This window comes from Auritidibacter sp. NML120636, from assembly GCF_003185945.1.
GTDB classification, from domain to species: Bacteria; Actinomycetota; Actinomycetes; order Actinomycetales; family Micrococcaceae; genus Auritidibacter; species Auritidibacter ignavus.
The window spans coordinates 35,511-56,812 of sequence record NZ_QHLO01000013.1; the positions used below are offsets into that span (position 1 = coordinate 35,511).

20 protein-coding genes and 1 pseudogene are annotated in these 21,302 nt (G+C 58.3%); 7 read left to right on the forward strand and 14 right to left on the reverse strand.

What is annotated here, in order from left to right; genetic code table 11:
- Positions 1–5: 5 nt before the first annotated feature.
- Both DCC25_RS10020 and DCC25_RS10025 read left to right on the forward strand, forming a co-directional pair.
- The gene (locus tag DCC25_RS10020; protein ID WP_233488066.1) at positions 6–473 is read left to right on the forward strand and encodes a low molecular weight protein-tyrosine-phosphatase; all 468 of its coding nucleotides are present in this window, start codon (positions 6–8) and stop codon (positions 471–473) included.
- The gene (locus DCC25_RS10025; RefSeq protein WP_110101569.1) at positions 470–1,228 is read left to right on the forward strand and encodes a fructosamine kinase family protein; all 759 of its coding nucleotides are present in this window, start codon (positions 470–472) and stop codon (positions 1,226–1,228) included. Before DCC25_RS10020 ends, DCC25_RS10025 begins: the two co-directional genes overlap by 4 nt.
- A 94-nt stretch (positions 1,229–1,322) precedes the next feature.
- Here the strand turns inward: DCC25_RS10025 and DCC25_RS11375 are convergent, their stop codons facing one another.
- The 3 genes from DCC25_RS11375 to DCC25_RS10035 all read right to left on the reverse strand — a co-directional run bounded on the left by DCC25_RS11375 (position 1,323) and on the right by DCC25_RS10035 (position 3,831).
- The gene (locus DCC25_RS11375) at positions 1,323–1,460 is read right to left on the reverse strand and encodes a hypothetical protein (protein ID WP_158278402.1); all 138 of its coding nucleotides are present in this window, start codon (positions 1,458–1,460) and stop codon (positions 1,323–1,325) included.
- 98 nt (positions 1,461–1,558) lie between these two features.
- Positions 1,559–2,509, reverse strand: coding sequence for a UTP--glucose-1-phosphate uridylyltransferase (locus DCC25_RS10030; protein ID WP_110101570.1), 951 nt, complete (start codon positions 2,507–2,509; stop codon positions 1,559–1,561).
- Positions 2,506–3,831: a UDP-glucose/GDP-mannose dehydrogenase family protein gene (locus tag DCC25_RS10035; protein WP_110101571.1), complete on the reverse strand. Its 1,326-nt coding sequence runs from the start codon at positions 3,829–3,831 to the stop codon at positions 2,506–2,508. The genes DCC25_RS10030 and DCC25_RS10035 overlap by 4 nt, the downstream gene beginning before the upstream one ends.
- Before the next feature lie 229 nt (positions 3,832–4,060).
- Between DCC25_RS10035 and DCC25_RS10040 the strand changes: the two genes are divergently transcribed.
- On the forward strand, positions 4,061–5,245 hold the full coding sequence (locus DCC25_RS10040) for a glycosyltransferase family 1 protein (RefSeq protein WP_110101572.1): 1,185 nt from the start codon (positions 4,061–4,063) through the stop codon (positions 5,243–5,245).
- A gap of 67 nt (positions 5,246–5,312) precedes the next feature.
- On the opposite strand, the gene DCC25_RS10045 is transcribed toward DCC25_RS10040, so the two are convergent.
- The gene (locus DCC25_RS10045) at positions 5,313–5,804 is read right to left on the reverse strand and encodes an SRPBCC family protein (RefSeq protein ID WP_110099959.1); all 492 of its coding nucleotides are present in this window, start codon (positions 5,802–5,804) and stop codon (positions 5,313–5,315) included.
- A 205-nt stretch (positions 5,805–6,009) separates the two neighbouring features.
- On the opposite strand from DCC25_RS10045, the gene DCC25_RS10050 reads away from it, so the two are divergent.
- A complete protein-coding gene (locus DCC25_RS10050; RefSeq protein WP_110101573.1) occupies positions 6,010–7,770 on the forward strand; it encodes an HNH endonuclease signature motif containing protein in 1,761 nt (586 codons plus the stop codon).
- A 33-nt stretch (positions 7,771–7,803) separates the two neighbouring features.
- Here the strand turns inward: DCC25_RS10050 and DCC25_RS10055 are convergent, their stop codons facing one another.
- The 5 genes from DCC25_RS10055 to DCC25_RS10075 form a co-directional block, all read right to left on the reverse strand.
- Complete coding sequence (locus DCC25_RS10055; protein ID WP_110099957.1) at positions 7,804–10,329, reverse strand: ATP-dependent Clp protease ATP-binding subunit; 2,526 nt, start codon at positions 10,327–10,329, stop codon at positions 7,804–7,806.
- Positions 10,330–10,412: 83 nt separating this feature from the next.
- Complete coding sequence (locus tag DCC25_RS10060; RefSeq protein ID WP_110099956.1) at positions 10,413–10,715, reverse strand: Lsr2 family protein; 303 nt, start codon at positions 10,713–10,715, stop codon at positions 10,413–10,415.
- A gap of 158 nt (positions 10,716–10,873) precedes the next feature.
- Positions 10,874–11,065, reverse strand: a complete 192-nt coding sequence (locus tag DCC25_RS10065; protein ID WP_110099955.1) for a hypothetical protein — start codon at positions 11,063–11,065, stop codon at positions 10,874–10,876.
- A gap of 2 nt (positions 11,066–11,067) precedes the next feature.
- Positions 11,068–12,564, reverse strand: a complete 1,497-nt coding sequence (gene lysS, locus DCC25_RS10070) for a lysine--tRNA ligase (protein WP_110101574.1) — start codon at positions 12,562–12,564, stop codon at positions 11,068–11,070.
- Positions 12,565–12,570: 6 nt separating this feature from the next.
- The gene (locus DCC25_RS10075; RefSeq protein WP_158278403.1) at positions 12,571–13,461 is read right to left on the reverse strand and encodes a LysR family transcriptional regulator; all 891 of its coding nucleotides are present in this window, start codon (positions 13,459–13,461) and stop codon (positions 12,571–12,573) included.
- Between the two features lie 104 nt (positions 13,462–13,565).
- Between DCC25_RS10075 and gabT the strand changes: the two genes are divergently transcribed.
- Positions 13,566–14,867, forward strand: coding sequence for a 4-aminobutyrate--2-oxoglutarate transaminase (gene gabT, locus DCC25_RS10080; RefSeq protein WP_110101576.1), 1,302 nt, complete (start codon positions 13,566–13,568; stop codon positions 14,865–14,867).
- 20 nt (positions 14,868–14,887) lie between these two features.
- Here the strand turns inward: gabT and DCC25_RS10085 are convergent, their stop codons facing one another.
- Positions 14,888–15,787 carry an IS982 family transposase gene (locus DCC25_RS10085; RefSeq protein WP_110101577.1) on the reverse strand — a complete coding sequence of 300 codons (900 nt, stop codon included), beginning with the start codon at positions 15,785–15,787 and terminating at the stop codon, positions 14,888–14,890.
- Positions 15,788–15,904: 117 nt separating this feature from the next.
- Between DCC25_RS10085 and DCC25_RS10090 the strand changes: the two genes are divergently transcribed.
- Complete coding sequence (locus DCC25_RS10090; RefSeq protein WP_110099950.1) at positions 15,905–16,468, forward strand: hypothetical protein; 564 nt, start codon at positions 15,905–15,907, stop codon at positions 16,466–16,468.
- Between the two features lie 99 nt (positions 16,469–16,567).
- A complete protein-coding gene (locus tag DCC25_RS10095) occupies positions 16,568–18,016 on the forward strand; it encodes a zinc-ribbon domain-containing protein (RefSeq protein ID WP_110101578.1) in 1,449 nt (482 codons plus the stop codon).
- Between the two features lie 169 nt (positions 18,017–18,185).
- Here DCC25_RS10095 and DCC25_RS10100 read toward each other — a convergent pair whose 3' ends face one another.
- From DCC25_RS10100 to DCC25_RS10115, 4 genes and pseudogenes are all read right to left on the reverse strand, one after another.
- On the reverse strand, positions 18,186–18,650 hold the full coding sequence (locus DCC25_RS10100; RefSeq protein WP_110101579.1) for a hypothetical protein: 465 nt from the start codon (positions 18,648–18,650) through the stop codon (positions 18,186–18,188).
- A complete protein-coding gene (locus tag DCC25_RS10105; RefSeq protein WP_146206454.1) occupies positions 18,647–18,901 on the reverse strand; it encodes a hypothetical protein in 255 nt (84 codons plus the stop codon). Before DCC25_RS10105 ends, DCC25_RS10100 begins: the two co-directional genes overlap by 4 nt.
- A gap of 194 nt (positions 18,902–19,095) precedes the next feature.
- On the reverse strand, positions 19,096–20,448 hold the full coding sequence (locus DCC25_RS10110) for an IS256 family transposase (protein ID WP_110101587.1): 1,353 nt from the start codon (positions 20,446–20,448) through the stop codon (positions 19,096–19,098).
- 1 nt (position 20,449) lies between these two features.
- A pseudogene (locus DCC25_RS10115) lies at positions 20,450–20,947 on the reverse strand (transposase); the annotation flags it as partial.
- Positions 20,948–21,302: the final 355 nt, after the last annotated feature.

Sequence of the window (21,302 nt, forward strand, 5' to 3'; positions counted from 1 at the left end):
ACATCATGACCGTTTGCCTCGGAAATATTTGTCGCTCACCGGCCGCCGAAGCCGTATTGAACGACAAGATTGACAAGGCGGGGCTCACTGGCGTCACCGTCTCGTCTGCCGGCACCGCTGGCTATCACATCGGCGAGCCACCACACGTGCTCACCCAGGACGTCGGCACCGAGCGTGGCTACAAGTTTGCGACCACCGCAACTCAGCTGAATCCCGAGATGGTTGCCAGTGCCGATCTCGTTCTCACCATGGACGGTATGAACGTCGCCGATATTCACGCCCTGGCCGACACTGACCGCGTGGTTCGGCTCGGCACACTGGCCCGACGCCAGCCCGGAGATATCGATGACCCCTACGGTCAGGGGCGCGATGCCTTCGAGCACATGTATGACGTCATTGAAGATGCCTGCGATCATCTCGTCGCACTGTTAGCCGAGGACCGCATCGACGAGATCTGGGAGGGTGCCGAATGAGCACATCAGACCCCGAGGTCTTCACCAAATCCCGTCCGGATGCCCCGGCAGGTTTCTTCGCCCGTGAAGCTGCCGGACTCACCGCACTCGCCTCCTACGGTGCGCGGGTGCCAGAGGTCCTCGAGCTGACCGATACCTCATTGACCATCACCCGCATTGCCGATGCGACCGTGGCCGGGTCACCGGTGGGCGAGCCAGAAAAGCAGTTCGGTCGCGAACTGGCCACCCTGCACCGCACCTCGGCGGCCGACGCTCCGGGATACTTCGGCGGTCTGGACCGTCAGCCCCAAGGATTCTTGGGGGACCAACCAGTGGATTTTACCGCCTGCGATACGCTGTATGACTCGTTGATCACCCGCCGGGTGATTCCGCTGACCCAGAAAGCCGTCACCGCGGGGCTACTTCCAGATCGAGCACTCGAGTTGGCCACCAGCATCACCGAGGACTGTCTGGGCCCGGCCACCATCCCGGTATTAGTGCACGGTGATCTCTGGGCTGGAAATCGGGTAGTGGATAGCCGTGGCTATTCCTGGTTGATCGATCCGTCCGCGCACTGGGGTCACCCGATGGAAGATCTGGCGATGATGGCGCTATTCGGAGGGTTCGGCCCCGAGTGCTGGGAGTCCTACGACTATCTTCCGGTCGATGAGGACCTCATCCCGGTCTTCCAGCTGGTTCCGCTACTGGTTCACACGGTGCTGTTTGGCTCCGGTTATGCGCCCTCGACCCTGCGAGCGCTCGAAGCTAGCCACTAACCCGCTCGTGGCCACCGCCGTGGTCAACGCAACACCGCTTAAAACAAGAAGCCGACGAGAAGATCTCTCGCCGGCTTCCGAAACACGCGATCACTTATTTCTTCTTGGCGTCCTTCTTGTCGTCGTTGTTGTTGTCGTCACCCAAGAACTTGTCCTGAGCCTTGTCGACAGCGTCGTTGATCTTATCGCCGTGTTGGTTCTTCAGGTCGTTCAATTTATCTCCAAGTCCCATGATCACTCCTCAAGATTGGTTATCAAGGATAGTGCCATGCTAAACATGCCGTTGCCGGCACTGTCTACCGCTGACACCTTGGCTCGCGCCACAACGTCCTATGAGTTTCCTGAACCGTTGCTGTCTGCCTCCGGTGTCTGCAAGTGGTGCACGTAGTCCACCAACCACTCGCGCAACTCGGGCCCCAACTGGGGGTGTTTCAGCGATAATTCCACGTTCGCCTTGGCATATTCCACCTTATTACCGGTGTCATAGCGCCGACCGTGGTGCACCACGGCGACCACTCCTCCGTATGCGGCGGGATTCTCGGCCATGGTCACCAGCGCATCGGTCAGCTGAATCTCGCCACCGGTACCGGTGCCGGTCTCTTTGAGCACCTCGAAGACCTTCGGCGAGAGCACATACCGACCAATCACCGCCAACTGAGACGGCGCCTGCTCCGGGGCGGGTTTTTCGACCATGGTGTCCACCCACAGTGCTTCCCGCCCATAACGGGTGAGCAACGGATCAGCCTCCGTGGCCGGAGCAATCACACCGTAGGAGCTGACCTGCTCGGCCGGAACCGGCTGGACCGCCACCACCGAGGCGCCGGTCTGCTCGTGGACCTGCAACATTTCGGTCAACAGCGCCCCGCCCTGATCGATCAGGTCATCGCCGAGCAACACTGCAAAGGACGCACCACGCACGTGGTGAGCGGCCTGAGCGACCGCATCCCCGAGCCCGGCCGGTTCACGCTGTCGCACATAGTGGAAGGTGGCCAGATCGGTAATGGCCTGCACCTGTGCGAGCATCTCGGTTTTCCCCTTGCGCTCCAGCGTGTCCTCGAGTTCCGCCACGCGATCGAAGTGATTGACCAGGGGGTCCTTATTGCGACCCACCACAAACAACACGTCGGTCAGTTCAGCATCCACGGCCTCTTCGACCACGTGCTGGATCGCGGGACGATCCACCACCGGCAACATCTCTTTGGGCAAGGCCTTCGTGGCCGGTAGGAATCGCGTTCCCAATCCTGCCGCGGGAATCACCGCGGTAATCACGGGCTTGGTCACGAGGTAACCTCCTTCGCTGTCTTTTCGCGGGTCTGAGCGCTGCGGCCCATCCCCAGGTAGTGGAATCCTGCAGCCGTCCACGCGTCCATATCCAGCGCATTGCGGCCGTCCAGCACGATCCGGCCGGTCATCGACCGTGCGATCGTGCGTGGATCCACCTCGGTGAATTCTTTCCATTCGGTCAGCACCGCCACCGCGTCGGCCTCCACCAGGCACGAGGCCAGATCATCGAGGACTCGAGCCTGTGGTAGTGCAACGCGTAAATTCTCCCCGGCCTGGGGGTCATACATACTCACCCGCGCCCCGGCATCGATCAGCTGCTGAGCCACCGCCACGGCCGGCGAATCCCGCACATCATCGCTATCAGGCTTGAAGGCCCCACCCAGCACCGCGATGCGAGCGCCGTTGAGCTTGAGCACCCCGGCCAGTTTCTCCACCGCCCGGGTGCGAGCACGCTGATTGACCGCATCCACTTCCGACAGGGTGCCCAGCGCCTCCTCCAATCCGAGCTGTTCGGCCCGATCCTGGAAAGCCCGAATATCCTTGGGCAAACAGCCTCCACCAAACCCAATCCCGGCGCGCAAGAACTTCCGACCGATCCGGTCATCGTGGCCCAGCGCTTCGGCCAGGGTGGTCACATTGGCCCCGGTGGCGTCGCAAATCTCGGCCATGGCGTTAATAAAGGAGATTTTGGTGGCCAAAAACGAGTTGGCGGCGACTTTCACTAGCTCCGCGGTGGCAGCGTCGGTGATCATCCGCGGCACGCCGTCTTCCAAAAGCTGTGCATACACCTGATCCAGGGTGTCTTCGGCCCCGGGCGTCATCGTCCCGTACACCAGCCGATCCGGGTGCAACGTGTCCTGGATGGCGAATCCTTCCCGCAAAAACTCCGGGTTCCACACCAGACCGAATCCAGCCGGCACTACCCGCTCGGCCAGCGACTCGGCGGTCCCGACCGGCACCGTGGACTTACCGGCGATCAAGCTACCGGGCTGGGCTTGTTCCAGCACAGTGTCCACCGCCTGATTGACGTAGCTTAAATCCGCGCCCCGTCCCGCACTGAGTTGCGGGGTGCCCACGCAAATAAAGTGCACCTCGGTCTGCTTGATCTCAGCGGGATCGGTCGAAAAGCTCAGACGGTCGCCTAGCTGGCGGGCGATCAGCTCACTCAGCCCGGGCTCGTAGAACGGAAGCTTCCCACTGACAAAGCCATTAATACGGCGCTCGTCCACATCAATACCGACGACCTCGTGGCCCAGCTCGGCCATGCACGCAGCGTGCACCGCCCCCAGGTAGCCACAGCCAATCACCGAAATTTTCACGGGTTTGACGACCTCTCTTCACGATTCATCAGCCGGCGCGGTCACGCCGTGCCACACGATTAAAGCCCCTGTCGGTCACCAACGATCAAGTCCCGGTTGATCTCAAAGCAACTGTCAGGTGTCCATCGGGTTAACGACCGGCCGGGTTCATCGAGTATTTACATACCCGTCAGCCTTGGGCTACCTCATCGTGACTACGCGGTCGTTCGCGCCCGTCATCCTGGGAGGTATGAGAATTCAGTTCGTTGCCGAGTCCTTTCTGCCCCTGATGAACGGGGTCACCAATTCAATTCTCAGGGTCGCCGATCACTACGCGGCCACCGGCCATGATCTGTCGATCATCGCCCCCAAACAACGCGGGGCGCAGAAGTTTTGGAAGGCCTCCAACGGCCGAAAGATCCGGATTCGCCACGTCTCCTCGATCCCGCTGGCCGGATACACCAGCGTACGCATTGCCACCACCAACGTCGCTCAACTCAAACGCCGGATCCTGGACTTCGACCCAGATGTCATCCACCTGGCCTCCCCCGCCGTGCTGGGACGCACCGCCGGCATCGCCGCCCACAAGCTCGATATCCCCACCGTGGCCGTCTACCAGACCGACGTGCCCGGCTACACGGCCAAGTACGGGATGGCCCTGCTGGAACATACCGCCTGGCAGGTGTTGCGCGATCTGCACAACCGCGCTGATCTGACCCTGGCCCCCTCCACTGCCACGCTGAAGCAGCTCGACGACCACGGCTTCCAGCGCTTGAACCTCTGGCGTCGCGGTGTGGATTTCTCCAATTTCTCCCCCGATCTGGCCAATCCGAAGTTGCGAGCCAAGCTCACCGGAGACGATCCCGACCAGCGCATCGTGATCTACATCGGTCGTCTGGCCCCGGAAAAGCAGGTCGAAGATCTGAAGATCATCCACGATATGCCAAACGTGAAGCTGATTGTCGTCGGCGATGGTCCGGAAAAGTCCACGTTGCGGAAGCTGATGCCCAACGCCTACTTCCCGGGATTCAAATCCGGAAAGGAACTGGGTGAACTGCTGGCCACCGCCGATCTATTCATTCACCCCGGCGAGCTGGAGACCTTCTGCCAGACCATCCAGGAAGCCATGGCCTCGGGGCTACCAGCCATCGCTCCCCGCGCTGGCGGACCGGTCGATCTGATCACACCGGGCCACACCGGGTGGCTGTACACCCCGGGCGATCTGAACCAGCTGCGCGATTACGCCTACGATCTGCTGTTCGACGACACGAAGCGCGCCTACTTCGGCCATGCCGCCCAGGATTCCGTCCGCAAGCGGTCCTGGCCGGTGTTGGCCGAACAGCTCATGAGCTACTACCACCAGGCCATTGAACACCGATCATATCGGGGCTCAGACTCCGCCACCAAAGGCCACTCGATCACCTCGGAGTTCTAGCCCGCAACACACAGCACGGCACCCAGGCCAGCAGGCACCGGGCGCCGTCGTGTATCAAGGAGTTTCTTTACTCGGATTCTGGCCCGACGATCGCGGCCAGATTATTCAGCGAGCCCTCGAGCTGTTCCTCAGTGAACAGCGGGAACAAGTTCTTGGCCAGCAGGTCCTGGTCGGTGACCTGCGACCAGTCGTAGGTTAGCGTCACGCGGGTCTGATCTGAGTCGAGTGGCTCGAGCTCGTAGATCCACTGCCAACCTGGAGGCTCGGTTCCTGCCGGAGCGGTCTTCCAGCCTAGTAGCTGGTTTTCGTCGTAGGCCACCACGTGGTTATCAGTTTTATAGTCACCACCCATGTGATCGCCAGTCATGTTCATGCGGAACACATCGCCGACCTGCTGAATTCGGTCGGTCTTATCTTCGGAGACGACGGTGCTGGTGCCATCAATACGAGCGTGATTATCCGGCAGAGTCAGCACCTGGAAAATTTCCTTATTCGGTGCATCAATAATACGGCTGACCTGGATTTGAGTTTCACCATGTGCGGTTTGATTTGTCGTCATATCTCTCACGTTAACGAGCTCATCGGTCAATGTCGAGACGTGGACTGTGGATTCACAGCGGATCACCAGCTCGATGTCATCTTCTCATCCACAGTTGGCATCTGCACCACATAATAGAACACAGTTTCGATAGTCTAGAAAGCAATCGATCAGCGCTGCGGATGACACCCGCAGATCCATCGTCGAACGAACCGAGGAGGTGGCCATGCCGACACCGGATCTGAGCTTCGTCGATCTCGATCAGTTGCGCGCTGCCACCTTTGGACAGAAGGCTGAGCTGGTCAAACTCGTCATGACTGAATTGGCAACAGATTTCCAAGCTCCTGACGCCTATGACCAGTTGGCCAGATGGCGCGAAGATCATGGCTATGCGGAATGGAATTCCCATCTGGCTGCTGAGAAAACACCGACCACGCTCATTCCACCGGCCAATATGCATGATTCCTTGCCGACCTTGCACCACACCACACAGCAGGTCGCCAGAAGCCTGGATCATGTTCATGCGCTCTTGACTGGATTCACCACCCGCGCGACGGCCACGGCGGAGGAACAACAGGCTGTTTTAGGGATTCCCCGCACTGCTCGCGGGTTTAAGAATGAGAAAAAATACCTCACCGATCGCACCGGGGTTGGGTCCGCCGATGCTCAGCAACATATCGAGCGTTCCAAGTATCTGAGCCCACCAGCCCCACCTATTTCCGGGGGCCCGGCTCCAAAAGTGGAGTTCCCCGCCCTTGGTGACGCTTTTCGCTCCGGAAAACTCCCCACCGCTAGCATGGATCGACTCATTCGCCTGATCAAAGAGATTCGTCGCTACGGCGCCCAAACGTCAACTCCAACCACGCTGGTGGAGAAGGTTCTCGAAGAAGCGATTCCGATTTTGACTGATCAGGCGAGTCAGATGTCGGTCAATGACTTCGCCAAAACCTGTAAGGATTGGAAACCCAAGCTGTGCTTCTTTCTCGACCAAGATGGACCGGCACCGGAAGAAGTGCTGGAGCCCCAACGAGGCACCGATCAGTTCTGGGTTAAACCTCGTCATGATGGCGGTGTCGATTTCGGTGGCACTGCTTACGGGCACTATGCCGAGCTGCTGGCCACCATCGACCATGCGGCGAATAACTTCGCGGTGATGAAAACTAAGGTCGGTACCACCGGTACTGAGGCACCTGAGAACCCTATTCTGACAGCGCTCAAGGCAAACTTCCCGGAGTTGGACCCTTCGACCATCGTCAGCATTGACGAGCAACACCGTGAGCGGCTCTATTCCGAACAGGCTCTTTTCGATACTCGAGCGCGGGCTCAGCGTAGCTTTGATGCTCTCTTCGGCGTCTTGCTGGCGGGAATTGCGCTGGGCAAAAACAAGACCGGACTTCCCCACACGCGAGGCCAAGCCACCAAGGTCCACATCACGATGGACTACGAGACGTTCTCTCACCAACTGGCGCATCGATATCAGCTCGATGACGACCAGCGACGATCTTCTTTAGACGCCTTCTACACCACCCACCGAGGAACTCCAACCACCCCGAAGGGCCACAAATTCCGCTCCGAAGGACAATTCATCGGCACCGTCCACCCACAAAGACTCAGGGCGGCTGTGTGTGATGCCGGAATCATCCCGCATGTTCAGGGAGCAGAAAATGAAGTGTTGGACTTAGGACGCGAGAAACGAGAATTCTCTGGGGCACAGCATCGCGCTCTCATCGCCCGAGACCAAGGTTGCGCCGCCCCGGGGTGCACTATGCCTGCGGCCTGGTGCCAGATTCACCATATTGTCGAGTGGGAGAACGGCGGGCAGACAGACATCAATAATGCGGTGCTACTGTGTAGCGCCCACCACGTGGATGTACATACCAAGAAGTGGACGATCGACCGCATCGACGAGCACGGAGTGTGGTTTGTTCCAGCGCCGTGGCTGGATCCCGATCCATCCCCTCGACGCAATGCCTACCGGAAGCACTAAGGCCGCCACCGAGTGCGGTGACGGCCTTAGTGCTTAGGCTTCGAGAGCTTCCCGCTCGGGAGCGGCGTCCAACTCCGAATCTCCCTCCACCGGGGTGAAGGTCAATTCTGCGTCATCTCCTTCGCCGGTGGTAGAGATCATGATCTTGGATCCGGCCGGAATATCACCGAACAAGATCTTTTCGGAGAGTTGATCTTCCACCAACTGTTGCACGGTACGACGCAATGGACGAGCACCCATCGCGGGATCGTAGCCACGATCGGCCAACAGGTTCTTGGCTGCTTGATCGAGCTCGACCGAAAGGTTCTGCTCGAGCAAACGGGCCTGGAGCCGGTCTACAAACAGGTCCACGATCTGCACGATCTCGTCCTTGGACAGCTGTGGGAAGACGATGACGTCGTCAACGCGGTTGAGGAACTCGGGACGGAATTGCTGACGCAGTTCTTCCTGGACTTTGCCCTTCATCCGTTCGTAACCGGTAGTGGTATCGGAGGCGGATTGGAAACCGGTCATCACACCCTTGGAGATATCGCGAGTACCCAAGTTGGTGGTCATGATAATCACGGTGTTCTTGAAGTCCACGACCCGGCCCTGGGAGTCGGTCAGACGACCATCTTCCAGAATCTGCAACAACGAGTTGAATAGGTCGGCGTGGGCCTTTTCCACCTCGTCAAACAGCACCACGGAGAACGGCTTGCGACGAACCTTTTCGGTGAGTTGGCCACCTTCTTCGTAACCGACATATCCCGGAGGGGCGCCGAACAAGCGAGACACGGTGTGCTTTTCTTGGAACTCCGACATATCCAGAGTAACCAGCGAGTCCTGGTCACCGAAAAGGAATTCGGCCAGGGCCTTGGCCAGCTCGGTCTTACCCACCCCGGTAGGTCCGGCGAAGATAAACGAACCGGACGGACGGTTGGGGTCCTTCAGGCCGGCACGGGTGCGACGGATCGCCCGAGATAGCGACTTGACCGCTTCGTCTTGGCCAATGACGCGCTTGTGCAATTCGGCTTCCATATTGCGCAACCGGTCGGTTTCGGACTCGGTGAGCTTGAAGACCGGGATACCGGTGGATTTCGCCAGAACCTCGGCGATCAGATCTTCATCGACTTCGGCAATACCGTCGGTTGCTTCCTTGCGCCACTGATCCTCGCGCTCATTGCGCTCCTGTTGCAATTTCTGTTCTTTATCGCGCAGGCTGGCAGCACCTTCGAAGTCCTGGCCGTCAATGGCGGCTTCTTTCTCCTTGCGGACTTCTGCAATCTTGGCGTCGAATTCTTTAATCTCGTCAGGAGTCGACATCCGTTGAATGCGCAACCGGGCACCGGCTTCATCGATCAGATCGATCGCCTTATCCGGCAGGAAGCGATCGGAAATATAGCGATCGGCCAAAGTAGCAGCTGCTTGCAACGCATCTTCGGTGATGGAGACCTTGTGGTGTGCCTCGTAGCGGTCGCGCAGACCACGCAGGATCTCTACGGAATCTGCGACCGATGGCTCGTCCACCTGGATCGGCTGGAAACGACGTTCCAGAGCAGCGTCTTTTTCAATGTGCTTGCGGTACTCATCCAAGGTGGTCGCACCGATCGTCTGCAACTCACCACGAGCCAACATGGGCTTCAAGATGGAAGCTGCGTCAATGGCACCTTCAGCGGCACCGGCGCCGACCAGCGTGTGGATCTCATCGATAAACAGGATGATGTCACCGCGAGTGCGAATTTCTTTCAGGACCTTCTTCAGCCGCTCTTCGAAATCACCACGGTAGCGGGAGCCGGCAACCAGTGAGCCCAAGTCCAGGGTGTAGAGCTGCTTGTCGGTCAGACTCTCAGGTACATCGCCACGCACAATGGCTTGGGCCAGTCCCTCAACCACGGCGGTCTTACCAACGCCGGGCTCACCGATCAGGACCGGGTTATTCTTGGTGCGCCGTGAAAGGACCTGCATGACGCGCTCCATCTCGTGGGCACGACCGATGACCGGATCCAACTGAGATTCGCGAGCAGCAGCGGTCAGGTTCCGACCAAACTGGTCCAGCACCACCGAGCCGGACGGGGATCCGTCGGATCCGCCACCGGGGCCGGCAACACCAACGCCTTGGGCTTCTTTTCCTTGGCCACCTTCCTGGTAACCGGACAGCAACTGGATCACCGTTTGGCGTACGCGGTTCAGATCTGCACCGAGCTTGACCAGTACCTGGGCTGCCACGCCTTCACCCTCGCGGATCAGACCCAGCAGAATGTGCTCGGTGCCGATGTAGTTGTGCCCCAGCTGCAAGGCCTCACGCAAAGACAGTTCCAGGACTTTCTTGGCACGGGGAGTAAAGGGAATATGTCCCGGAGGGGCTTGCTGCCCCTGGCCGATGATTTCTTGAACTTGTTCGCGCACTGCGCCCAGGGAAATGCTCATCGATTCCAGGGCCTTGGCGGCGACGCCGTCGCCCTCATGGATCAGACCCAGCAAAATATGCTCGGTGCCGATGTAGCTGTGGTTGAGCATCCGCGCTTCTTCTTGTGCGAGCACAACCACGCGCCGAGCGCGGTCGGTGAATCTCTCAAACATGTGCACATCTCCTTGCTGACTATTGCTCTCGATCCTACTGTCCAATAACCAGTTCGTTGATGGCTGTTCGCGTGTGGGGGAACCTAACGTTTATGCGCGTTCCGGTAGGCCTCTTCAATATCCCGATGGAGGCGACCACGACGGGAGACGTTATAACCGTTCTTTCTGGCCCATTCCCGAATTTTTGCTGCTTCATTTCCAGGAGCCGGTGGCGCAATCGATTCCGCTTTGCGGATATAGGGCTTCAGCAATTTTCGGAAAGCGTCGGCATTCTCTTTCGACAGATCAATTTGATAATGGCGACCGTCAAATCCGAAGATTAAGGTCTCATCGGCCGGTGAACCATCTAAATCATCGATCAAAACAACTTCGGTTTTGCGTGCCATTTGTATCCTCAATTCGCCGTAAATGGTGTTTGACAGCTGTTGAGAATAAGTCTAGAGCAGTTATTGCTCTGGATAAACCTTGAAAAGTAATTTATGTCTAATATTTCACCGCATTCACATGGAATATCGTTCCCAGGACAGGCGTGACGAAGACTGGCTCAGTTCTGCCCGGTATCGGATTTCTCAGCCTTAGCACGTGCCCACTCCTGGGCCTCTTCTTCTTCAGCGCGCGCTTTGGCAGAGCGTTCCTTGGCGTCGCCACGAAATAATGAATGCATGACGAGCCAAAAAATCAGCCCCACCCCGATCGACGGGGCCAGAACTGAGAAATACTCCCAGAAAGTTTCCATTTTTAGGCCTCAGGTTTCAGCAGAGGGAACAAAATTGTCTCTCGAATTCCCGCACCGGTCAGTAACATGACCAATCGATCAATGCCCATACCCAAGCCACCCATGGGGGGCGCACCATATTCCAAGGCGCGCAGGAAATCCTCGTCGAGTTGCATGGCTTCTTCATCACCGGCTGCAGCTGCCAAGGATTGGGCGGTCAAGCGTTCGCGCTGAATCACCGGGTCGATCAGCTCCGAAAAGGCCGTGCCGATCTCGGTCCCGCCGATAATCAGGTCCCATGCTTCGATAACGCGGGGCTCTTCCGGGTGGGGGGAGGCCAGTGGCTGGGCCGAGGGCGGGTAGTGATAGACGAAGGTGGGATTGATCAGTGTGGGTTCGACGATCTCACCGAAGAGTTCAATCACCAGCTTCTCCGCGTCCCACTTCTCATCGATGGAGACCTGGTGTTTTTCGGCGATCTCACGCAAGGTCGCCACATCGGTATCGGGGGTGATCTGCTGACCGACGGCCTCAGACAGGCCGGGGTAGACCTCGATCCAGTTCCAGTCGCCTGACAGATCGGCAGTACCACGTGGGGTCTCGATGTGGTGGCCCAGACCGACGGCGTCCACGGCACGCAGGATGATGGTCTTAATCCGTTCGGCCATTCCATACATATCGGAGTAGGCCTCATAGGCCTCGACGGTGGTGAATTCCGGGGAGTGGGTCGAGTCGACACCTTCGTTGCGGAAGACCTTTCCGATCTCAAAAACCCGATCGATACCACCGACCACAGCACGCTTGAGGTAGAGCTCGGTGGCGATGCGCAGGGTCATGTTTTGATCAAAAGCGTTCAGATGGGTTTCGAAGGGGCGAGCCTGGGCGCCACCGTGGACCAGTTGCAAGATGGGCGTTTCGATCTCGGTGTAGTCGGCATCTTCAAGCGTCCGGCGCACCGCGCGGGTAATCGCCGCCCGTTTGTGCACCATTTCGCGGGCTTCGGGGCGCACGATCAGATCCGCGTAACGCTGGCGGACTCGGGTCTCTTCGTTCAGGTCGGCGAAGAGTACCGGCAGAGGGTTCAGTGCCTTCGAGGCCATCTGCCAGGTGTCAACCATAATCGACAGTTCCCCGCGGCGAGAGGAGATGATCTCACCGGTGACCGCGAGGTGATCGCCCAGATCGACCAGGTGCTTATAATCAGCCAGCGCTTCTGCGCCGACTCTAGCTTGGGAGAGCATCACTTGCAGGCGCACACCGGATCCGTCAGATCCGCCTTCCTGCAACGCCGCAAAGCACAGCTTGCCGGAGTTGCGCTGGAAGACGACGCGACCGGCGACCGAGACGATCTGGCCGGTTTCGGCACCGGCTTCCAAGTCGCTGTAGTGGTCGCGAATGTATTCCAGGGTATGCGTGCGAGGCACCTGGTGCGGATAGGCCGGAACCCCGGCCTGCAGAAGTTCTGCGCGCTTATTGCGACGCACCTGGCGCTGGTCACGGGTATCTGAAGGGGTGCTCACAGGTGTTCAGTCTAGCGAAGGGTATTTCTGTGTGCAGAACACGGCTAATTGGTGAACGAATTCTGCGATCTCTCGGCGGGCATAATGATCGGGTTTCACCATGGCACACAATTCCATCGACAACGGTTGGCCCCGGTGGATGATCCGCAACGGTTTCAGCCCGAAGGCTGGGTCATCGGTGACGACCGCGACACCACCGCCGGTGGCGACCAGGGCTTGGGCGACCTGTCCCGAGTTGGTCTCTTGTACCTGGTGGAGCACGAGGTTCTCCAGTTCCAAGGCGGCGTCGAGTTTCCGGCGAGCGGCGAAATTCCGGGTGGGGACCGACAGGGATTCTTCGGTCAGTTCGGCCAGCTCAATCTCGGTGCGCGAGGCCCACCGATGGGTGCTTGCCACATGGGCCCAGACCGGCAGGTTCAGCAACTCGGTACTGGTGACAGTGTCATCGGGTTCGGCCGGGAAGATCACCACGTCGTGGGTTTCCACCGCCTCACGGATGCGTAAATCCAGGGCGGCTTCGGTGACCGAGGTGCGCGGGCGATCCGGGCCGAGGGTGGCCACAAACGGAATGATGATGTCGATCAGTGTGGTGCCCGGGGCGACCACGGACAACTCGCGAAGAGTGCCGTCACGCAGATAGGCCAGATGATGTCCGGCCTGATCGTGTTCTCTTAACAGGTGACGGGCGGTGGGCAGGAAAGCCCGACCCGCTGAGGTGAGCGCCAAGCCTGGGCCACGGCGTTCCAACAGCTGAATCTCATGGTCGCGTTGTAATTTCTGCAACCGGCGCGTCAGAGCCGGCTGGGTGATCGATAGCTGGTCGGCGGCCTCGGAGACCGAGCCGGCATCGGCCACGGCGACAAATGCGTGGACATGGGACAGATCAAGACCAGTCATGCACGCTAAGCATAATTGATATGTTCGGGATCTATTAGACATGCATAGCTACCCGGGGTGACAATAGACACAAAACCAGTACCACATCACGGAAAGGAAGTGTTATGTCTGTTGAACAGTCCCGTCATCTGGTGACCGAGTTGCCCGGTCCGAAGGCGAAAGAATTAGCTGCCCGTCAGGCTCAGTACGTCTCACCTGCTGTGGCCTCATCGACCCCGACGTTCGCTGCGCAAGCCTTTGGCGGAATCATTGAAGACGTTGACGGCAACCGCTTGATCGACTTGGGCGCCGGTATTGCGGTGACCTCGGTGGGTGCTGCGCATCCGAAAGTGGTTCGCGCCGTGCAAGATCAGGTCGCCCACTTCACCCACACCTGTTTTATGGTGACTCCGTATGAGGGGTATGTGCAGCTGGCGGAGAAACTGGACCAGCTGGTGCCGATTGCGGGACAGACTCGGACGGTGTTGCTCAATTCCGGTGCTGAGGCGGTGGAGAACGCGGTCAAGATTGCCCGGGCGCACACCGGCCGTCAGGCGGTGGCGGCGTTTGATCACGCCTATCACGGTCGCACCACGCTGACCATGGCGCTGACGGCGAAGAATATGCCCTATAAGGATTCGTTCGGCCCGTTCGCCCCGGAGGTCTACCGTGTGGCCGGGTCTTATCCGTATCGGGATGGACTCGATGGCGCCCAGGCGGCCGAGCAGGCTATCGCACGTCTGGAGACCCAAGTGGGCGCGAAGAATCTGGCCGCGGTGATAATGGAACCGGTCCAGGGTGAGGGCGGATTCATTGTGCCGGCCGAGGGCTTTTTGCCTCGGATCGTGCAGTGGTGTCGGGACCACGGCATTGTGTTTATTGCCGATGAGGTGCAGACCGGTTTTGCCCGCACCGGGGCGATGTTTGCCTCGGAGATCGAAGGGATTGAGCCGGACCTGATCACCATGGCCAAGGGTATTGCCGGGGGCATGCCGCTGTCGGCGGTGACCGGTCGGGCGGAGATCATGGATTCGGTCCACGCCGGTGGTCTGGGCGGCACATACGGTGGGAACCCACCGGCCGTGGCAGCAGCGCTGGCCGCGATCGAGGTGTACGACGAGGAACAGCTGGCCGCCAAGGCACAACGGATCGAGGAGATCATCACCGCGTTCTTCGATAATCCGCGGATCGGTGAGATCCGTGGTCGCGGGGCGATGATGGCTCTTGAGCTGGTGCACCCGCAGACCAAGCAGCCGGATGCACCCCTGGCCAAGAAGGTGGCCGCCGAGGCCGGCAAGCAGGGTGTGGTAACCCTGACCTGCGGGACTTACGGTAATGTCCTGCGGTTCCTGCCTCCACTGGTGATTGATGAAGACCTATTGCGTGAAGGCCTGGGCGTGGTCGCCGACGCGCTGAAGAACGCCTAGATGATTAATTCCTATTGATTTTAGTGGTCATAAGCGATCAGGGATCGTTTGTTGGGTGCTCCGATTTTCCAGTTGTGCCAGATGCCGGCGGCCATGGCCAGCAGTTTGGCCCCGATTTTGGCTAAGAGTCCCTGGATGGTGCGGGCACCGTGGTGTTCTAAGCCCAGTTGGCCTTTGAGCGTGTCGGAGATGGATTCGATCCATTGGCGGATGCCACCAAGATTACCGAATCGTGGGGTTTCGTCTTTGCGGTCTGGCCACAGCAGCCTGGCGTGCAAGTCGTCGGTGATGAAGGTTTCAAAGGCCTTGCCGGAGAAGCCTTTATCGCCCAGGATCACTTGGCCCTCGGTCAGTAAGTGGCGGCTGCCATCCAGCAGGGTTTGAGTGATGGCGCGTTCGCCCAGTTTGGGATTGCCCAGCCCCCAGATGACCGGCATCCCGTCGGGGGTGCTGATCAATACCAGGCGCATGCCCCAGAAGTATTCGTTATGTGCCGCACTAAATCCGTAACCGGCATGGCCGGCTAATCCTGAGCGTTGCACGGTTTGTTTGGACCGGCCACACGGGATCGGGGTGGCATCCAACAGACGCAGCACCTCGTGCCAGGTGTCGGTGTCTTTGGCCAAGGCCACCAGGGTGGTCTGGATGAGCCCAAAAGCGGCCCGGATCCGTTTGTTATATCCAGATTGCAAGGGGATATACGGAAACATATCGCGCAGATGTTCTCGGGCGTAGCGGACCCATTTGGCTTCCGAGGACTCTCCTCGAGTCAGGTGCTGGGCCACTGCCAAACACAACAGCTCGGCATCCGTGAGCTGGTGTTTGCGGCCACGCCGAACCGGTGGATCATAGGCCGGGATGACTTTATCGGTGATAAAAACGTACAGTGTTATCAGGAGGGTGTTGAGTTGTTTGTTCACAACATATGCTTAACACCCTCCAACCCGCTTTAACAGGCCCCACCGCCTCAAGCACGACGAACTATCCGAGCATGAACATCCCACCGCACCGCAACGGCAATTAGGAATTACTCATCTATGTGGGGTGACATCGGTGCCAACCAGCTTCGTGGTAAGGCCACGGAGACGCGGAAGGTGGAGTTCTGGAAGCAGTACCTCCAGGAGGCGCTGCACACGCGGCTTGTCCCAGGAGAGCGTCTCGAGCTTCGCACTGCGATCTGGTGGGATATTCGTCTTGGACGCGTAGGAGACGAAGAGACACAGAAGGTTGTGATTGCTGTGGATACCTCTGGTTCCATGCAGACCTCTGTGCTGAACTACATCGCTGACTTGGTGGGAGAAGAGGAGGACTTGGAAATTGTCTGGGTGGCCTTCGACAGTGAGTGCTACCCGTTCCAGCCAGGCGATACCTTCCGTGGAGGCGGAGGCACGTCTATCGTTGACGTGGAACGATACCTCGAGGACGAACTCAACCACGACTACGACGCCGTAGTTTGCGTCACCGACGGTTACTTCAATCCCGTTCCGCCGAAGGAAGACCCGGAAAAGTGGGTTTTCCTGATCACCCCGGGTGGTGATGGTGACTGGATGGATAATGCCGGCATGACGGTATACGACCTTGACATCGACCAGGAGATTTAACTCCCCAAACTAAACCCCCGAAGCAGCAATACTGCGTCGGGGGTTTTCTCATGCCGCCGGCACTGTGTAGTTCTACAGGATAGAGAGGAATGCAAACCAGTGCCAAGAGGCAAAAAGGGGACGCACCCCAATCTGGAGGGACATTGCCCCGATGTCGCCGCAGAGTGGGACGAGGAGAGAAATGGCTTTCCAGCTAGCGAATGCTATATAGGTGCCGCACTAAAAGCGTGGTGGAAGTGCACAGAGCACGGACACGCGTGGGCTGCCTATGTGATTTCACGGGTCAAGGGCGCGGGGTGCCCGTATTGCGCTGGCCGAAAAGCGTTGCCAGGATTCAACGACCTTGAGCTGAGGTTCCCTGAGATTGCTAAAGAATGGCACCCGACATGGAATGGTGACACAAGAGCCTGTGATGTCATCCCTGGGACTACGAAAAACTATTGGTGGCGTTGTCTAGAGCACGGCCATACCTGGAAAGCCACCCCTTCGAATCGAACTCGGAAGGGCACTAAGTGCCCATATTGTACGGGCAGCAAGGCGTGGCCTGGGTTTAATGACCTGGAGACCCTGCGCCCTGATTTGGCCAAGCAGTGGAATACCAAGAAGAACGGCGGCCGTACTCCCGACACCGTAACTATGGGCAGCAAGACAAAGTTCTGGTGGACATGCGATCTGGGGCATGATTTCAAAATGCATGTCTATCGCAGGAGCCGAGGTGGAGGCTGTTACTACTGCTCGAATCAGAAACTCCTCAAAGGGTTCAACGACCTGGAAACAAAGCGACCTGACCTGCTTCCAGAGTGGGACTACGAAAAGAACAACAAGATCGGGCTACATCCGACAACCGTCTCACCGCACAGCCACAAAAAGGCTTGGTGGAAGTGCAGTAAAGGGCATTCCTACGATTGCACAATTGGCAACAGGTCCAACGGCAAGGGAACTGGGTGCCCTTACTGCTCAAATAAGCGAATCTTGATTGGCTTTAATGACCTGGAGACCACTGACCCAGTGATCGCAGCCCAGTGGCATCCGACCTTGAACGGTGACGACAAACCGACGGACGTGACACGCGGTTCTAGCCAGAAGAAGCGCTGGTGGGAATGCCCTGACAACAAGGAGCACATCTGGAAGGCAACACCTGCCCAGCGAACAGGCGTCTACTATGGGCAGGGCTGCCCAGAGTGTTCCTCCCGGCGCGCGTCCAACATCGAAGCTGATCTCCGCGAGCGTCTCACTAGCGGCCCGCTTGGCTTGCCCAACGCCAAACGAAAGCTGCGGTTATTCTGGCGTAAGAAAACGTACATGGAGGTCGACTTCCTCGGCCAGCTAGGAAACTCAGACACCCGAATTGTGGTCGAGTATGACGGCGAGTACTGGCACAGCAAGAAGGGATCATTCGAGCGAGACGCCGATAAAAACCCAGGCGTTGCTGGATGCGGGATACCTTGTCGTCCGGATCCGGGAGGAGAAGCTTCCGCACCTGGAGTTGGAGCATCCCAACTTGCTGCAGTTCAACCAACCCTGGAGCTACGACGACACGCATGCTGATGACATGGCACAGATCGTGGAGAAGTGGGCGAAGGGTCGATTCGCCTTGGCTGCATAGCTGGTCCTGCGCTACTGGACCGACCACTCAGTAACTCGTGGACTCCTAGCATTAGAAGTCCACGAGTTGCTGGCGGGCGGCGGGGCACGTTTTTTGCAGAACCGGGAGATGCTACGGGTCCGGGTAGTCCCGTTCGAGTTGCTGTGCGGTGATGCGGAAGGTCGCGCTCCACCATGATCCCTGCGACACGTCAAGTGCCATAGGAAGCAAGCTGGTTACCACGTCGATGTGCTCAGCGCCATCGTATTGGACGCCGTAACCACCCTCTGTCTCTTTCGCGTTGATGAGATGCCCGGGCAGATATACCCAGGTGCCACCAAACAGTCGGACGAGACCTTCACCCAGAAACCATTCATAGTAAGTGCGCATCTCGCTGCTCAGATCATTGGGACGATTGCCCCAACTTTCGAGAAACGCAACCTCCATTCGATTCAGTGATGCTGGTGCCCATGGGTTCTCTTCCGGCGCCGTAGGAAGCACTTCGATGTACTTCTGGGTGTTGATAAACTGGCGCGCCTGAGTCTGCCATTCCTTGATTCTTACAGAACTGGTGTCGGCTCCGATGTTGGTAGTCATGCGCGCACCAAGTACCAAGCGCTACCGCTTCGTTGGCATTCCAAGGTGTGGAAATCAGGGAACATGGCGTTATACGCCACCCGTGCTGCTTCACAGGCTGGTTTCGAAGTAAAGATTCGAATGACTGCACCCCACGCGATCTGGGGTTCGGCTACTAGTTCGTCGGTTTGCGCATCATCCGAGTGCTGCTCCGTGGCAGTAGGTGCTGTATTGGTCTGAGATTGCGCTAAAGCTGTGGGGGCGGATGTCATGCCAAGACCGGCTATGAGAAGGCCGATCAGGAGAATCTTGAAGAGTGTTTTGGATCTCGTGTCGGATCCGGTATTCGGAGTATCGTGAGTAAGTTCCATTTTCAACTTGATATGCCTTTCTCGTGAGGGGTGGCAGTGGCGATCCATAAAGATTCGCCAGAGGTTGTCAATTCTGTTGTGTACGGGGGTTGGGTTTACAGGTATGGGTTCATTCGGTCGGGGTAGGCTGCCGCGAGTTGGGCTAGTGCCTGTTTCCAGTTCGTGGTGACTTGTCCTTCGACGAGTCTGCCGGCGGCTTTGCGCTGGCTGGCGGGTTTGCCGCGTTCCTTGGCTCGTTGGCGTGCGCGTTTGTCCTCGATCGTGCAGGTCGCTAGCCACAAGAGTTTCACCACCGCGTCGTCGGTGGGGAACTGAGTGCGGTTCTTCGTGACCTTGCGCAGCTGATAGTTCAATGACTCGATCGCATTCGTCGTATAGATCACCCGCCGCAGCGCTGGCGGGAACGCCAAAAACGGCACGAAACGCTCCCAGGCGTTTGTCCAGGTCGCGACCGCTGACGGGTATTTCTGACCGAGTTCAGAAGCTGCGAAATCCTCCAGGGCAGCCTTGGCAGTATCCTCGTTGCTTGCGGTGTAGATGGCCTTCAAAGCCTGTGAAACCGCCTTGCGATCGCCGTAGGTGACGAACCGGTTCGCTGCCCGGATCAGGTGCACCACGCACGTCTGGACAAGCGAGTCCGGCCAGGTCGCTTCGATAGCCTCTGGCAAGCCGGTCAGCCCGTCACAGCAGACGATGAGCACATCGCGGATCCCGCGGTTGGCAAGCTCGGCACAGACATGGGCCCAAAACGCGGCGCCTTCGGTGTCCTGGACCCAGATACCCAGGACGTGCTTGATGCCGTCCATATCGACGCCGACAGCGATGTGTGCCGCTTTTGACCGCACATGCCCACCATCGCGGACCTTAACCCGAATCGCATCGAGGTAGATCACGGGGTAGAACTCTTCTAACGGCCGGTTCTGCCATTCCACAACGGCTTCCAGCACGGCGTCGGTGATATTGGCGATCGTCTCGTGAGACAGCTCCGTGCCGATCGTGACAGCCAGGTGATGCTGGATATCGCGGATCGTCATTCCACCGGCATACAAGCTGATGATCATCTCATCCAGCCCGCCCAGCCGGCGCGAGCCCTTAGGCACCAGACGCGGGGTGAACGACCCGTCACGATCCCTAGGCACCGTCAGCTCGATATCGCCGACCTCGCTGGCGACCGTCTTGGAATACGAGCCATTACGGGCATTGACCGGCCGGTCCGTGACGGCTTTAGCCTCCCGGTCACCAGGCCCGTAACCCAGATGCGAGGTCATCTCAGCCTGCAGGCCCCGTTCGAGTGCTTCCTTGATCAGTTCAGGAATCACTCCACCGTTGCCGGTCAGCTCGATCTCACCGGCGTCGATCCGAGCGAAAAGCTCGTCCAAGGCGCCACTGGCCTTCAACTGCGCAACAACATCAGCCCCACCAGGCTGATCAACACGATCATCTGTCATGGTCATCATCATGTCCTCTCATCGATAACTCTGTACACAAACAATCTGACACCCTCTCGGCTGGGGTATGAAATCCGAGGCCGGAATGCCGGTGTTCATGGTTATAGGCTTCGACAAAGTCGGCCATAAACGCTCTGGCATGCTCCAGTGAGCCGAAGCGTTCCGGGAACTCGGGTAGGTATTTCAGTGTCTTGAAAACCGATTCTGAGTAGGGATTATCGTTGGAAACCTTTGGTCGAGAATGCGATTTGACCACCTGCAGATCCGATAACAGCGCGGCCACGGGTTTTGAGGTCATCGACGAACCCCGATCCGCGTGCACCACCTTGGGAATCCCATAGACGCCAAACACGGTTTGCATAAATTCCTCCCCCAGACCAGCAGATTCGCGGGCATGAACGACACAGCCAACAATCATCCGAGAGAAGATATCCAGCATCACATAGGCGTCGTAGTAGATGCCCTTGACTGGGCCCGCCAACTTCGTGATGTCCCAGGTGATATGCCGACATCCGCATATCTCGTGTTATGCCGAGGTGTGGGTTATGCCGATACCTGTGACAGATCGCCGGATTCATGCGGGTGTTGGGCAGAAACTATCGGCATAATCATTGGACCGTGTTGGACTTGTACTCCATTCATTTTGGAGACAAGGAGAGCCAATCATGGTGGTTATAGGAAAATCGAGCCGAGTACAGGTGTCCGGCCCGATGGAAGCATATGTTGCGGGCGTAGTGCCTCATGTCAAACTGAGCGCGAAGGGTAAGTCGTGCCTCACAGATCGTGAGCGCGAGAGGTCGCGTGGCTGCAGTGTCGTGCCTCAGCTAGTTTGAGCGCGAAAACTTGGGTTAGCT

What these genes read in the sequence shown, in the direction of transcription:
- DCC25_RS10020 (WP_233488066.1), top strand. Translation starts at nt 6, where the DNA reads ATGACCGTTTGCCTCGGAAATATTTGTCGCTCACCGGCCGCCGAAGCC.
- DCC25_RS10025 (WP_110101569.1), top strand. Translation starts at nt 470, where the DNA reads ATGAGCACATCAGACCCCGAGGTCTTCACCAAATCCCGTCCGGATGCC.
- DCC25_RS11375 (WP_158278402.1), bottom strand. Translation starts at nt 1,460, where the DNA reads ATGGGACTTGGAGATAAATTGAACGACCTGAAGAACCAACACGGCGAT.
- DCC25_RS10040 (WP_110101572.1), top strand. Translation starts at nt 4,061, where the DNA reads ATGAGAATTCAGTTCGTTGCCGAGTCCTTTCTGCCCCTGATGAACGGG.
- DCC25_RS10045 (WP_110099959.1), bottom strand. Translation starts at nt 5,804, where the DNA reads ATGACGACAAATCAAACCGCACATGGTGAAACTCAAATCCAGGTCAGC.
- DCC25_RS10050 (WP_110101573.1), top strand. Translation starts at nt 6,010, where the DNA reads ATGCCGACACCGGATCTGAGCTTCGTCGATCTCGATCAGTTGCGCGCT.
- DCC25_RS10055 (WP_110099957.1), bottom strand. Translation starts at nt 10,329, where the DNA reads ATGTTTGAGAGATTCACCGACCGCGCTCGGCGCGTGGTTGTGCTCGCA.
- DCC25_RS10060 (WP_110099956.1), bottom strand. Translation starts at nt 10,715, where the DNA reads ATGGCACGCAAAACCGAAGTTGTTTTGATCGATGATTTAGATGGTTCA.
- DCC25_RS10065 (WP_110099955.1), bottom strand. Translation starts at nt 11,065, where the DNA reads ATGGAAACTTTCTGGGAGTATTTCTCAGTTCTGGCCCCGTCGATCGGG.
- DCC25_RS10075 (WP_158278403.1), bottom strand. Translation starts at nt 13,461, where the DNA reads ATGACTGGTCTTGATCTGTCCCATGTCCACGCATTTGTCGCCGTGGCC.
- gabT (WP_110101576.1), top strand. Translation starts at nt 13,566, where the DNA reads ATGTCTGTTGAACAGTCCCGTCATCTGGTGACCGAGTTGCCCGGTCCG.
- DCC25_RS10090 (WP_110099950.1), top strand. Translation starts at nt 15,905, where the DNA reads ATGTGGGGTGACATCGGTGCCAACCAGCTTCGTGGTAAGGCCACGGAG.
- DCC25_RS10100 (WP_110101579.1), bottom strand. Translation starts at nt 18,650, where the DNA reads ATGACTACCAACATCGGAGCCGACACCAGTTCTGTAAGAATCAAGGAA.
- DCC25_RS10105 (WP_146206454.1), bottom strand. Translation starts at nt 18,901, where the DNA reads ATGACATCCGCCCCCACAGCTTTAGCGCAATCTCAGACCAATACAGCA.
- DCC25_RS10110 (WP_110101587.1), bottom strand. Translation starts at nt 20,448, where the DNA reads ATGACAGATGATCGTGTTGATCAGCCTGGTGGGGCTGATGTTGTTGCG.